The sequence below is a fragment of the Enterococcus sp. DIV0802b genome (assembly GCF_050543535.1).
GTDB lineage: Bacteria > Bacillota > Bacilli > Lactobacillales > Enterococcaceae > Enterococcus_D > Enterococcus_D entomosocium.
Window position 1 is genome coordinate 940877 of the sequence record NZ_CP172941.1, and the last position, 14371, is coordinate 955247.

General features: G+C 43.9%; 9 protein-coding genes. 7 read left to right on the forward strand and 2 right to left on the reverse strand.

The genetic code is table 11. From position 1 onward, the window contains the following. The first annotated feature begins 12 nt into the window (after window positions 1–12). The 7 genes from IGJ12_RS04265 to IGJ12_RS04295 all read left to right on the forward strand — a co-directional run bounded on the left by IGJ12_RS04265 (window position 13) and on the right by IGJ12_RS04295 (window position 12395). Entirely contained in the window at window positions 13–666 is a 654-nt protein-coding gene (locus IGJ12_RS04265) for a cell division protein SepF (protein WP_008377341.1), read from the forward strand. Between the two features lie 26 nt (window positions 667–692). Next, window positions 693–956 carry a YggT family protein gene (locus tag IGJ12_RS04270; RefSeq protein WP_005228822.1) on the forward strand — a complete coding sequence of 88 codons (264 nt, stop codon included), beginning with the start codon at window positions 693–695 and terminating at the stop codon, window positions 954–956. 18 nt (window positions 957–974) lie between these two features. Next, window positions 975–1757 (forward strand): RNA-binding protein, encoded by a 783-nt coding sequence (locus tag IGJ12_RS04275; protein ID WP_005237275.1) that lies wholly within the window; start codon window positions 975–977, stop codon window positions 1755–1757. Between the two features lie 20 nt (window positions 1758–1777). Next, window positions 1778–2533, forward strand: coding sequence for a DivIVA domain-containing protein (locus tag IGJ12_RS04280; protein WP_005237274.1), 756 nt, complete (start codon window positions 1778–1780; stop codon window positions 2531–2533). Window positions 2534–3287: 754 nt separating this feature from the next. Continuing rightward, window positions 3288–6083 (forward strand): isoleucine--tRNA ligase, encoded by a 2796-nt coding sequence (gene ileS, locus IGJ12_RS04285; protein ID WP_008377345.1) that lies wholly within the window; start codon window positions 3288–3290, stop codon window positions 6081–6083. A gap of 365 nt (window positions 6084–6448) precedes the next feature. Then, the gene (gene gltB, locus IGJ12_RS04290; protein ID WP_430619387.1) at window positions 6449–10954 is read left to right on the forward strand and encodes a glutamate synthase large subunit; all 4506 of its coding nucleotides are present in this window, start codon (window positions 6449–6451) and stop codon (window positions 10952–10954) included. Between the two features lies 1 nt (window position 10955). After that, window positions 10956–12395, forward strand: a complete 1440-nt coding sequence (locus IGJ12_RS04295; RefSeq protein WP_430619388.1) for a glutamate synthase subunit beta — start codon at window positions 10956–10958, stop codon at window positions 12393–12395. 83 nt (window positions 12396–12478) lie between these two features. On the opposite strand, the gene vanS is transcribed toward IGJ12_RS04295, so the two are convergent. Then, window positions 12479–13609, reverse strand: coding sequence for a vancomycin resistance histidine kinase VanS (vanS, locus tag IGJ12_RS04300; protein WP_034872467.1), 1131 nt, complete (start codon window positions 13607–13609; stop codon window positions 12479–12481). After that, window positions 13599–14294, reverse strand: coding sequence for a vancomycin resistance response regulator transcription factor VanR-C (vanR-C, locus tag IGJ12_RS04305; RefSeq protein ID WP_034872470.1), 696 nt, complete (start codon window positions 14292–14294; stop codon window positions 13599–13601). Before vanR-C ends, vanS begins: the two co-directional genes overlap by 11 nt. Between the last annotated feature and the right edge of the window lie 77 nt (window positions 14295–14371).

Below are 14371 nucleotides of genomic sequence, written 5' to 3' on the forward strand. Positions count from 1 at the left end.
GGAGGTTGACCGATGTCGCTCAAAGAGAAACTGACCAATTTTTTTGGATTGACTGACGAAGAAGATTATTATGAAGAAACATTTGCCACTGAAGAACCTGCACGCACGGCAGCGAAACCAGCTGTGAACCAAGGAGGAGCTTTTACCGCCCCTAGAACAACAGCGAGTACGCGTGCTTCTAGCCAAGCGGCTTCTTATACAACAAGTCAACCACAAAATCAAGCCTATCAATACAGACAGCAGCCTCAAACTGCTACCTATCAACAATCCTCAGCGGCGGCTGAACGAGTAAGATCGGTGCCTAAGACGGAAGAAAAAGTCGTTCCAATGGCGCAACAAAGAACTAATACGAGAGTCAAAGACACAAAAGCAAAAGAAACTTCTCCACAAATGGCTGGAAAAATAACGATCGTAGAACCACGCGTTTATTCAGAAGCTATGGGGATTGCGAAGCAAGTCATCAATGGAGATGCTGTACTTGTTAATTTTCATTTAATTGAAGAGTACCAAGCTCGTCGAATAGTTGATTTTTTAACAGGAACAGTGTACGCTGAAGATGGTGATATCAAGCGTGTTGGCGATGAAATTTTTCTTTGCACGCCTAAGGGTATGGAAATTGAAGGCACTGCCCAAACATTAGCAGATACCAATTTTTTTGATATCTAAAGTGAGGAGGAACGCCAATTTTATTCTTGAGATTCGTTAAATTACTGAGTGATGCTGTTTATCTGTATACCATTTTATTAGTGATCTATGCACTTTTGTCTTGGTTTCCAGGAGGGTATCAGTCCGCTTTTGGCCGTTTCTTAGCAAAAGTGTGTGAACCGTATTTGAGTTTATTTGATCGATTGAAATTAAGTTTTGCTGGTATCGATTTTACGATTGCATTTGCAATTATTGTCTTACAGCTAGCATCACAAGCATTGATATTGATCCTACAATCAATTTTATTTTAACGTAAGGGGTGGTTATCGGTGAACGCAAATGTCTATCAACATTTTCGAAACGATGAACGCCCTTTTATTGATTCCGCTCAAGGATGGATCGAACAAGTGCAAATGCAGTATGCGCCTTACTTGACTGATTTTTTAGATCCGAGACAAGCGTATATCTTAGAAAGCTTGATTCGTCAATCAACGGATTTAAGTTTCCGCTTTTTTGGTGGATATGAAGCTGCTGAGAGACGACGTTGTTTGATTTATCCCGATTACTATGAGCCCACCACCGATGAGTTTGACATGACTTTATTTACGATTCAATACCCGAAAAAATTTACGGTGTTGAGTCATGGAAAAGTTTTAGGCACATTAATGGGGACTGGAGTCAAGAGGGAATACTTTGGAGACATTCTTTCCGATGGTGAAATATGGCAAGTATTCGTTGCCACTGAAGTCAGTCATTTTATTCAACTCCAAGTGGATAAAATCGGCAACGTATCCGTTCGATTGGAAGAAACAAAATATACCGATTTGATCGTGCCTAAAGATGGCTGGACCGAGGAAAGAGAAACGGTTAGCTCATTGCGTCTTGATACAGTGATCTCTGCCGTATACAACATCTCACGCCAGCGTTCGAAACAGTTGATCGAATCAGGAAAAGTAAAAGTAAACTGGACAGAAGCATTACGACCAGATTTTGTTCTGGATTTACTGGATATCATTTCGGTAAGAGGATTTGGTCGGATTCAAATACAGGGGTTAGAAGGAACCACGAAAAAAGAAAAAGTTAGATTGTTATTAGGTGTATTACGTAAATAAATCAAAGAGGTGTATAGAATATGGCATTAACTCCATTAGACATTCAAAATAAAAACTTTTCAGTAAAAATGAGAGGCTACAACCAAGATGAAGTCGATGACTTCTTGGATATGATCGTTCGTGATTATGAAGAAGCCGTTCAACGCAATCGTGAGTTAGAAAAATCGTTGAAACACGCCGAAGAAAAACTTGAATATTTCAATGAATTGAAAGATGCCTTGAATCAATCCATCATCGTGGCTCAAGATACGGCGGATAAAGTAAAAACAAGCGCAAGCAAAGAATCAGAAGTAATCGTTACTTCTGCTCAAAACCGTGCGGATGAAATGGTTGCTACTGCAGAAAAACATGCGCATGCCTTGATGACCTCAGCGGAAGAAAAAGCCAAAGAGATTTTGACGGATGCAACCGACAATGCCCGTCAATTGGCGACAGAAACAAATGACTTGAAGAAGAAAACCAGAGTCTTCCATAACAACTTATTAGTTATGTTGCAAACGCAATTAGAACAAGTGAAGAGTCCTGAGTGGGAAGAAATTTTGGCGCCATTTTCAAGCTATGTACAAGATTCCCACCAAGTGATCAGAGAAGTTTTGTCAAAAGAACTTGACAGTGAAAATGGTTCTGGAGTAAACTCAGAAGCAGTGGAAACATTTGATGTGGACATTGTTGAATCAGATGAAAAAATCGTTGATGTAAGTGAAAGCCCTGAAGTGAAAACATTAGATGATGCGAGAAACTTATTAGACGAATTGAACAAGACAGATAATAACTAAGACACAGAACAGAAAAATTTCTTATATTTTTCAAGCGAGTTTGGGAGAGTGGAAGCCAAATAAAACCCTGTAAGAAATCAGATCATCTGTGAGTTGCGTTCTTGAAAGAGCTGACTTTTCAAAGACTCGAGTAGAGAACGACGCCTGATCCCGTTACCGATCATCAAAGAATTGTCAACCGACAATAAAATTTGGGTGGTACCACGAACACGTTCGTCCCTTACCAGGGACGGACGTGTTTTTTGCTGTGAATCACTATGATTGGCTTGCGAAGCAAGACAGAATAGATGATGAACAGTACTAGGCGACCATAGGGAGCGTAGTAACCATACTAGGAATCACTATGATTGGCTTGCGAAGCAAGACAGAATAGATGATGAACAGTACTAGGCGACCATAGGGAGCGTAGTAACCGTACTAAGAATCACTATGATTGGCTTGCGAAGCAAGACAGAATAGATGATGAACAGTACTAGGCGACCATAGGGAGCGTAGTAACCGTACTAAGAATCACTATGATTGGCTTACGAAGGAAGACAGAATAGATGATGAACAGTACTAGGCGACCGTAGGGAGCGTAGTAACCAAATTAGGAATCACGCTGATCAACTGTTAACAATCAGTGAATCCTAAATGCATTGAGTTTATGGCAACCAATCCATTTGACAGGTTCAATAGAAGCAATCGGTTGATCGAGTCGATGGATTTTGAAACTATACCAAAACGTTGAGAGACGAAAAGGAGCGAAACAAGAATGAAAATGAAAGAAACACTGCATCTTGGAAAAACCGCTTTTCCAATGCGAGGCAACTTGCCGAACCGCGAAGTGGATTGGCAAAAAGAATGGGAAGAAAATCAATTGTATCAACGTCGTCAAGAATTAAATGAAGGCAAGCCAACCTTTGTCTTACACGATGGCCCTCCCTACGCGAATGGAAACATCCATATTGGACACTCATTGAACAAAATCAGTAAAGACATCATCGTACGTTCCAAATCGATGTCAGGTTTCCGTTCACCTTATGTACCTGGTTGGGATACTCATGGTTTGCCGATCGAACAAGTACTGACCAATAAAGGGATCAAGCGCAAAGAAATGAGCTTGGCAGAATATCGGAAAAAATGTGAAGAATATGCTTTGACACAAGTGGATACACAAAGAGCTGATTTCAAACGTTTAGGCGTTTCTGGTGACTGGGATCATCCATATATCACATTGACACCAGACTATGAAGCAGCAGAAATCCGCGTGTTCGGAAAAATGGCAGAAAAAGGCTACATCTATAAAGGATTGAAACCAATTTACTGGTCACCATCTAGTGAATCATCATTAGCAGAAGCTGAGATCGAATACAAAGATGTGAAATCACCATCGATCTATGTGGCTTTCCCAGTAGCAGATGGCAAAGATTTGCTTGATTCAGATACATCTTTTGTTATCTGGACGACGACGCCATGGACCTTACCAGCGAATCTAGGAATCTCTGTGAATCCAACCTTTGCCTATGTTCAAATCTTGGCCGATGGCCGCAAATTCGTCGTGGCAAAAGATTTATTAGAAACCGTGACGAATGAGATCGGTTGGGAATCTGTCGAAGTATTACAAGAATTGGCTGGCGATCAATTGGAAAAAATGACGGCAAAACATCCTTTTTATGATCGTACGTCTCTATTGATGTTAGGGGACCATGTGACATTGGATGCCGGTACTGGTTTGGTCCACACTGCACCAGGACACGGGGAAGATGACTACATCGTCAGCAAAAAATATGGTCTAGATGTCTTATCACCAGTCGATAGCCGTGGGGTCTTCACAGAAGAAGCACCAGGATTTGAAGGGGTCTTTTATGACAAAGCCAATCCAATGATCACTGAGCTTTTAGAAGAAAAAGGAGCCCTACTAAAACTAAACTTCTTTACTCACAGCTATCCACATGATTGGCGGACGAAAAAACCAGTCATCTATCGGGCAACACCACAATGGTTTGCGTCTATTGATAAGTTCCGTCAAAATATTTTGGATGAAATCGAAAAAGTAGATTGGATCATTCCATGGGGCAAAACTCGTTTATACAATATGATTCGCGACCGCGGCGACTGGGTGATCTCTCGTCAACGTGCGTGGGGCGTTCCGTTGCCAATCTTTTATGCAGAAAACGGCGAAGCCATCATTACGCCTGAAACGATCGAGCATGTGGCAAACTTGTTTGCTGAACATGGTTCAACGATTTGGTTTGAAAAAGAAGCAGAAGAATTACTGCCAGCTGGCTTCACGCATCCGGGCTCACCAAATGGCAAATTCTCGAAAGAGACTGACATCATGGATGTTTGGTTTGATTCAGGTTCTTCTCACGAAGCCGTGTTACGTCAACGTCCAGAATTGACGTTCCCAGCTGACATGTACTTGGAAGGTTCTGACCAATATCGTGGGTGGTTCAACTCAAGTATCACGACTAGTGTTGCGATCAATGAAGTCGCACCATATAAAGCCGTCTTGTCTCAAGGTTTCACCTTAGATGGCGAAGGTCGCAAGATGAGTAAATCTCTTGGTAATACCATTGCACCAGAAAAAGTGATCAATCAAATGGGTGCGGATATTTTGCGACTTTGGGTCAGCAGTGTTGACTACGAAGCGGATGTCCGAGTGTCTATGGATATCTTGAATCAAGTGTCAGAAGTCTATCGGAAGATTCGCAATACCATGCGTTTCTTATTAGCGAACACGAGTGATTTTGATCCAGCAAAAGACAGCGTACCTTTTGAAAACTTGCGTTCTGTCGATAAATACATGATGGTTCGTTTGAATCAAACGATCAAAACGATTCGGGAAGATGGCTATGAAAAATATAACTTCTTGCATATTTACCGGACAGTCATCAACTTCTTGACAGTCGATATGTCTTCCTTCTATTTGGATTTTGCAAAAGATGTCGTTTATATCGAAGCTGAAAATGATTTCCAACGCCGTGCTATGCAAACTGTCTTTTATCAAACAGCGGTTGCATTGACGAAATTATTGACACCGATCATTCCGCATACCGCAGAAGAAATCTGGTCACACTTGAAAGAAGAAGAGGAATACGTACAGTTAGCGGAGTTCCCTGGCTATGATACATTTGCTAACCAAGAAGAACTGCTCGATCTTTGGCGGGCCTTCCTTGATTTCCGTGACAATGTCTTAAAAGCATTAGAAGAAGCGCGTAATGCAAAATTGATCGGAAAGTCCTTTGAAGCGAAAGTCACTGTTTATCCAACTGAGCCAGTTGCGGCATTGCTAAAAGCTATCGATTCAGATATTGCACAACTGCTGATCATTTCACCAGATTTCTTAACGATCAAAGAAGCCGGTGAAGCAGCTCCTGAAATGGCATATCAATTTGAGGATGTGGCGATCTTAGTTGAAAAAGCCGAAGGTGAAGTATGTGAACGTTGTCGCCAAGTCCGGGTAGATGTTGGTGTAGAAGAGCAACTGCCAACACTTTGTGGGCATTGTGCAACCATCGTCAAAGAAAACTATCCCGAAGCAGTTGCAGAAGGCTTTGAAAAATAAAAGAACGAAAAAAGATGACCCCATTGCGGGTCATCTTTTTTGCGCTTGCTCATTCTTATTCCTTGAGAATGGGAGAAAAACGCACGTTTCTGACATGAATATGAGAAAATAGGTGGCAATTGATAACGATTCTCATTTGTTTGCAATAATTTTTCGACAGTTTATTGTATAATAAAAAAACCTTACTAGACGAAGTTTCTTCCTTAAGGTCTGTAGGCAATTGTTTGTTCGAGATAGAGTATTTCACTGTCAACAGAAGAAACCAACGAGCTCGGATCAAGTAAAAAAAACTTGCCAGATAGAAAAACAGGTTGTAAACTGTTAAAAATCGGAATATTCAGAATATTGAAAGAAAGTGTGATTCCATGAGTGATTTAGAGATGATGAGGAAAACGAACCAAACGATGTACGATGCCGCTTTTGAAAAAGATGCTTGTGGGATGGGGTTTATTGCACAAAAAGATGGTCGCTATTCCCGAGAACTTGTGCAAAATGCCTTAACAATGTTAGAACGGATGAACCACCGAGGGGGAACTGGCGCTGAACCTGACACAGGTGACGGAGCTGGAATTTTGATGGCGATGCCTGACCCATTTTTTCAACAGCGAGCAAAAGAGGCCGAAATCTCATTGCCTGAAAAAGGCGCCTATGCTGTTGGGATGTTTTTTTTACCGAAAGAAAAGCTCCGAGCAGCACAGGTCCAAGAAGAAGTAGTCAAAGATATTCAACAAATGGGTTTTACCGTTTTATGGCAACGGGATGTGCCTTATGATTATTATCAGTGTGGACCGGGGGCGCAAAAAGTCATGCCCTCATTTGTGCAAATCTTTATTGAAAAACCTGTCGATGTAGCTGCTGGCCGTCTCTTTGAAGATCAGCTTTACCGGCTACGACGTAAACTGGAAAAAACGTATCATACCGATGAGTTGTCTATCTGCAGCTTGTCCAGTAAGACAGTTGTTTATAAAGGAATGCTGCATGCCTATCAAGTTGGCTTATTTTTCAAAGATCTTCAAAGTGCAGAAATGACTTCGAGTATTGCTTTGACCCATTCTCGCTTTTCAACGAATACCTTTCCAAGCTGGAGTCGGGCGCAACCTTTTCGTTTCTTAGCCCATAATGGCGAAATCAACACGTTACGCGGGGCAGAAAATTGGATGCATGGACATCAAATCGAAGTCTATGATGATGAAAATTCTGATTCGGCGAAACTAGAAAATTGTATGGAATATTTGTACCGTCAAGGGCGAGATATTCCTCAAGCACTGTTGATGATGGTGCCAGAAGCGTGGTCCAAAGAAGCTGGATTGTCACCGGAGCTGACGGCTTTTAATGAGTACAACGCAAGCTTTATGGCTCCTTGGGATGGACCGGCAGCTTTATGTTTTACAGATGGGGATTTGGTAGGGGCTGCACTCGATCGAAATGGGTTACGGCCATCTCGCTACTCGATCACGAAAACTGGTTTTGTGGTCGTGGCATCTGAGTCAGGCGTTGTGGATCTTCCAGCATCGGAAGTGATTGAAAAAGGGGTGCTTGGACCAGCAAATATGTTTTTGGTGGATACCAAAAAAGGGGTGATCTTACGCAATCAAGAAATCAAAGCGCATTATGCGAATGCCCATCCTTACCAGGAGTGGCTAGCGGATCACTTATTGACACCAGAGCTGCTTCCTGAGACTGAGAAGCAGGAGGAAACAGCAGATGATGCGATCCAGACCCTTTGGAAACGAAATGGTTACACGGATGAGATCATTCGCACGTTGATTTTACCAATGGCTCAAACGGGAGAAGAACCAGTGATCTCCATGGGGTTTGATTCACCCTTAGCTATTTTGAGCGAACGTCCCCAATCCTTGTTTACGTACTTCAAGCAACAATTCGCCCAAGTGACCAATCCGCCAATCGATGCGATTCGCGAAAAATTGGTGATCGGTACCGAGCTGTTTTTAGGTCGAGATGGGGATGTTTCAAAGGATATTCGAATCAATTGTAATAAGCTGAAGATTGCTAGTCCGGTGTTAAAAACGAGTGAATATGAAAAAATCAAACAGTTAGATCAAAATGGTCAAAAAGCGGCTTTACAGTCGATTCTCTATGATTATGTACCAGAAAATGGAGCAGCATTGCAGCAAGCGTTAGAAGCGCTTTTTAAAGAAACGGAACAAAAAATTGATTCTGGGGCAACGATCGTTATTTTAACTGATCGGGAAGTCATTCAGCCGCAAGAAGGAAAATTAGCAATTCCGATCCTTTTGGCAGTATCAGGCCTGCACAATTACTTGGTGCGAAAAGGCAAACGTTCCTTGGCATCGATCGTTGCGGATACTGCGGAAGTCTGTGAGGTCCATCATTATGCCATGTTAGTCGGCTACGGAGCAAGTGGGGTCCACCCTTATGGGGCTTACCAGACATTGGCGCATTTTGAGCTTTCAGAAAAGATTGAAAGTTACCGCAAAGCTTGTGAGAAAGGTATTGTCAAAATTATGTCACGGATGGGGATTTCAACGATTGCCGGTTACCATGGGGCGCAATTGTTTGAAGCTGTTGGTATCTCTGAGAAAGTTATCTCCGAATACTTTACCGGCACGGTTACTCGTATCGGTGGACTTTCATTAGCGCAAATCGAGCAAGAATACTTAACGCGTTATGAAGCGGCGTATGGCGAGAAACGCGTGGATTATCTTGATTCGGGTGGTAGTTTCCAATACAAAGCTGACGGGGAACATCATCTGTTCAATCCAAAAACAATCTATGGATTTCAAAAAGCTGTTCGTACCGGCAGCTATGCGCTTTATAAAGAATATGCGGCGGAGATGAACCAAGACGCGTTAGAGAATCCAACGACCCTCCGTTCTATGTGGACTTTTGCGAACACAAGACGCAGTATTCCATTAGCTGAGGTGGAGCCAGTTGAAACGATCGTCAAACGATTTAAAGTCGGTGCGATGTCTTACGGCTCTCTAAGTGAAGAGGCACATCGCTGTATTGCTGAAGGAATGAATACGATCGGGGCAAAATCCAACAGTGGAGAAGGTGGAGAAAACCGAAATCGTTTCAAACCAGTGAAGGGCATTAATTATAATAGTCGCATCAAACAAGTAGCTTCTGGCCGTTTTGGTGTCAACGCCGAATATTTAATGAGTGCGGACGAACTCCAGATCAAAATGGCCCAAGGGGCGAAACCTGGTGAAGGGGGGCAATTGCCAGGCAACAAAGTCTTCCCGTGGGTCGCTGAGATTCGTGGCTCAACACCTGGGGTCCGATTGATTTCGCCGCCACCACATCACGACATTTATTCGATTGAAGACTTAGCCCAGCTGATCTATGACTTAAAGGCAATCAATCCCTATGCACGGATCAATGTCAAATTGGTTTCTAGTACGGGCGTGGGTACGATCGCTACCGGTGTCGTCAAAGCCGGCGCAGACGTAGTCGTGATCTCAGGCTATGACGGTGGGACCGGTGCTTCTCCGATAAATTCGATTCGGGATGCTGGCTTGCCTTGGGAGATGGGGCTTGCAGAAGCCCATCAAACGTTAGCTATGAATCATTTGCGGCAGCGAATGACCTTAGAGACCGATGGAAAATTGATGACGGGGCGTGACATCGCCATTGCTGCTCTTTTAGGAGCAGAAGAATATAGCTTTGCCTCTTTAGCGCTAGTTGCGATTGGTTGTGTCATGATGCGAGTTTGCAGTATCAATACATGTCCTGTCGGCATTGCTACACAGAACCCAGCGTTACGCAAATTTTTCGCAGGGAAACCTGAGCACATCATCAATACGATGTACTTTTTAGCAGAAGATTTACGGGAAACGATGGCCGAGCTAGGGTTTCGCACGATTGATGAGATGGTAGGACACGCGGAATTGTTGACACCACGCTTCGTTGCCAAAGGCAAAGCAAAATCATTAGACTTTTCTAGAATGATTGGAACGACGATCCCGATCGAACGCAAAGTGAAGGACCCATTCCTTGAGAAACGACAATGGCCAGAATTAGACGCTTTTGCCCAAGCAGCCATCGACAATAATCAAGAAATCGTTATGAATCATACGATCAATAATGTTCAACGTTCAGTCGGCGCTCGTTTAGGGGGCTGGATCGCAGAACGCTTTGGCAATTACGAAGTAACACCAGGCTTGTTGCAGTTTACGTACCGCGGCATTGCTGGTCAAAGTTTTGGGGCGTTTGCCACCCAGGGCATCCAGTTGAAACTGATTGGCGAGGCCAACGATTATGTAGCCAAAGGATTGAGTGGTGCCCGTTTGATCATTGTGCCGCCTGAAGATGCTGCTTACGATGCAGAGCATTCACCGATTGTCGGTAATGTTGCTTGTTTCGGGGCGAATCGTGGTGAAGGCTATTTCCGCGGCATTGCTGGCGAACGCTTTTGTGTCCGTAACAGTGGAGCCAAAGTCGTTGTCGAAGGCGTTGGTGACCATGGCTGTGAGTACATGACTGGCGGTGTCGTGGTGATTTTAGGAAAAACCGGTCGCAACTTCGGTGCTGGAATGTCCGGTGGCGTGGCGTATGTTTACGATCCCGATCAAACCTTTGCTGATAAATGCAATCGGGAAATGGTTGATTTGTACCGGATTGGTGAAAGCGGTGATGACCACCAGTTGAAGGAGATGATCCAGCAGCATTTTGCCTATACGGATTCATTGAAGGCGGCTGAGATTTTAGAAGATTGGGAAAATCAGCAACAACATTTCATCAAAGTCTATCCGACAGAATACCATCAGATGATCCAAGCGACGGAGACCTTGGCTGAGCAAGGATTTATCGGGGAGGAACTTGTGACGAAAGCCTTCGAAGCTGTCGTCGGTCCACAATTGACCATCCCAGGAAAGGAGCGTGACTAATATGGCAGATCCATTTGGTTTTTTAAAGTACCCAAGAGTAGAAAATCCTACCCGACCGGTTTCAGAACGTATCGAAGACTGGCAAGAATTACAGACGCCATTGCCTGAAAATGAGCGTCAAGAGCAAGCGGCACGCTGTATGAATTGCGGGATCCCATTTTGTCATACGGGTTCTTTTTACGGCGGTCAACGGGCGGTTTCAGGTTGTCCCAATGACAACCTGATTCCTGAATGGAATGATCTGGTTTATCAAGGGCGTTTCCAAGCCGCCTTTGAGCGTCTTGCCAAAACCAATCCATTACCGGAAATGACTGGACGTGTTTGTCCAGCTCCATGTGAAAAAGGCTGTACCGAGGCACTGAATGGCTCAGGTGTCACGATCCACGACAATGAACGCTTTATTATCGATACTGCTTTTGAAAACGATTGGGTCAAAGCCTCCGGGTTGCCTCAAGAAGCGACTGGTTTCAAGGTGGCAATCGTTGGTAGCGGACCGGCTGGTTTATCTGCTGCTTGGCGCTTGAATCAACTAGGACATCAAGTGACGGTCTATGAACGCAGTGATCGCTTTGGCGGTTTACTGATGTATGGTATTCCAAATATGAAATTAGATAAAGATGTTGTGCAGCGACGTATTGACTTGATGGCAGAGCTAGGCGTGACCTTTGTCGCTAATACGGAGATCGGTCGTGACTTGTCAGCAGAAGAGTTGTCCGCTCAGTATGATCGGGTCATTTTGGCAACAGGAGCTAGTGTTCCTCGTGACTTGAAGATTCCAGGTCGTGAATTGACTGGGGTGCAATTTGCAGTCGATTACCTGACGGAAGCAACCAAAGATGTCTTAAAGCATGGCAAAGCGGCAACAAGTAAAAAACTTGCTGGCAAGCACGTCGTCGTGATTGGCGGCGGCGACACTGGAAATGACTGTATTGGTTCAGCGATTCGGCAAGGAGCCGCTTCTGTGCGTCAATTGGAGATCACGCCCCAACTGCCATTGACACGTACCGACAGCAATCCTTGGCCTGAATACCCAATGACAGCCCGCACAGGATATGGGCAAGAAGAAGCGGCTGAAGTCCTGCAAACACAAGTGACGTATCATGGGGTGTCCACAACAGCCTTTATCGGCGCCGAACGCGGCCAGTTGATCGCCATCGAAACGGTCTCAGTAGATCAACAGTTTCAGCCGATCCCTGGCACAGAGCAAGTGATCAAGGCGGATTTGGTTTTGTTGGCAATGGGCTTTGTTGGTGCAGAGACCCAACTCTTCGATGCCTTTGGTGTGCGAGAAGTGTACGATGATTACACGACGAACAATGAACGAGTGTTAGTCGCAGGAGATGCTAAAAGAGGACCGAGTTTAGTCATCTGGGGGATTCGTGAAGGACGCTTAGCGGCAGAAAAAGTCGATCAAGCGTTACGATCATTGGTGTATCAATAAGCAATCAATAAAAAACAACCTGAGCAGCTCTTCCTCCTTCTGAATTAGAAGGGGAACAGCGAAATGCTCAGGTTGTTTGCCTGTTAAGCAGTTGGTTCAGATGGATGGGGCTTTGATCGCTGTTCATTTTTTTCCATTGCTGCCTTTGGTAAACGAATCGAAAAGACGATGGTTTCGTCACGGCTTTCCGCCCAGATTTTTCCACCTAATGCCTCAACGATTTCTTTGGCGATCGGCAGCCCCAGACCGGTCCCACCCGTCGCCGTTGCTCGGGAAGCGTCCATGCGGTAAAAAGGCTCAAAAATCAAGCCAATCTTTTCAGCAGGGATCGTTTTTCCATGATTGGTCAAACGAATCAGGATATCATCAGAGGCACTGATGGCTAAATGCAAGGGGGAATCGGCATAACTATAATTGATGGCATTGCGAATCAAGTTATCAAAGACGCGTTCCATCTTCTCTGTATCGACAGTCGCATAGACTTTTTTCTGTAGCTGCAGTTGCCAATGAAGGTTCTTTTCTTCTAGCAGCGGTAAAAATTCGAACGTCAACTGTTCTAGCATCAAGCTAAGATCCGTGGTTTCGGTCTGTAAGGCGATCGTTGTAAGATTAAAACGAGTGATTTCGAAAAATTCGCTGATCAATAATTCTAGCCGCTGGGCTTTTTGCAAGGCGATCTTGGTATAGCGTGCGCGTAGTTCGGAAGAAAGCTGCGGTTCTTCTTCTAGAAGTGTCAAATAGCCGATCACACTGGTCAAAGGTGTGCGTAAATCATGTGCGAGATAGACGATCAAATCATTTTTCCGCTGCTCTGCTTCTTTGGCAGCTCGTTGATCCTGTAGATTTTTTTCCCGCAACTGGTTCATTTCTTCTTGCACGTCGATCAGATTGCTGGAAAGAACGATTCGCTTCGTAGGTTCAGCAATCAATTGATTCGTGGCTTGAATCGTTTCATTCAAATAGCTGATGGCTTTACTCATATAATAAATCGTTGTGCTCACCCAAATCAGCAAGGCACCGATCGCTAGACAGACGAGCCAATAATCAGCAAAAAGCCTTAATATTTGATAAATGGGCTCATAGCCGTACCAAACCCTCAATCCTGCTACAAAGCGAACAGTTAAAGGGATCAGAATCAAAAGGAGCATTAAAACACCTGTGGTGATAAAGTATTGAGTCAAAAGTTTCCGGATCAATGGACTTCTATTTTTCAATGATATAGCCGACCCCCCATACAGTTTTGATTAATTTCGGTTTGCGGGGTTGTTCGTTTAGCTTTTCCCGCAGACGGGCAATATGTGCCATCACTGTGTTATTGTTATCTAAATATTTTTCTTTCCAGACTGCTTCAAAAAGAGTTTCCGAGGCAACGACCGATCCTTGGTGTTCAAATAAGTAAAGCAGGATTTTAAATTCGATGGGGGTCAAGAAAACCTCTTTGCCATAAAGAAAACATTGGTGACTGTTGATTTTCAACAGTAAGCCTTCCTTTTCGTATTCTTCAATCTTCTGCGGAACAGCTGACTGATTGTATCGTTGGTATCGCCGTAGTTGCGTTTTGACCCGAGCAACAACTTCTAATGGATTGAAGGGTTTCGTCACATAATCATCTGCACCTAGACTTAGACCGGTAATTTTATCCAGATCTTCTCCTTTGGCAGTGAGCATCAGTACTGGAAAAAAGTGGGTTTTGCGAATGGTCTGTAACAGCTGAAAGCCGTCGATATCCGGCAGCATCACATCTAAAACTGCCACATCGACTGTTTCTTTTTCGAGATAAGCCAAAGCACTCGTTCCATCATAAAAAGGTTCCACTTGAAAGCCTTCATTCCTTAGAAACGTCGTGACTAACTCGGCGATTTCTTTTTCATCATCAACAACAATTATTTTTTCTGCCATCCTTGATTCACTCCAACTATCTACGATCTTTTTTCATTTAAACTACCATTTACTCTACCCACATCATACCGTAATCG

What these genes read in the sequence shown, in the direction of transcription:
- IGJ12_RS04265 (WP_008377341.1), top strand. Translation starts at nt 13, where the DNA reads ATGTCGCTCAAAGAGAAACTGACCAATTTTTTTGGATTGACTGACGAA.
- IGJ12_RS04295 (WP_430619388.1), top strand. Translation starts at nt 10,956, where the DNA reads ATGGCAGATCCATTTGGTTTTTTAAAGTACCCAAGAGTAGAAAATCCT.
- gltB (WP_430619387.1), top strand. Translation starts at nt 6,449, where the DNA reads ATGAGTGATTTAGAGATGATGAGGAAAACGAACCAAACGATGTACGAT.
- vanR-C (WP_034872470.1), bottom strand. Translation starts at nt 14,294, where the DNA reads ATGGCAGAAAAAATAATTGTTGTTGATGATGAAAAAGAAATCGCCGAG.
- ileS (WP_008377345.1), top strand. Translation starts at nt 3,288, where the DNA reads ATGAAAATGAAAGAAACACTGCATCTTGGAAAAACCGCTTTTCCAATG.
- IGJ12_RS04280 (WP_005237274.1), top strand. Translation starts at nt 1,778, where the DNA reads ATGGCATTAACTCCATTAGACATTCAAAATAAAAACTTTTCAGTAAAA.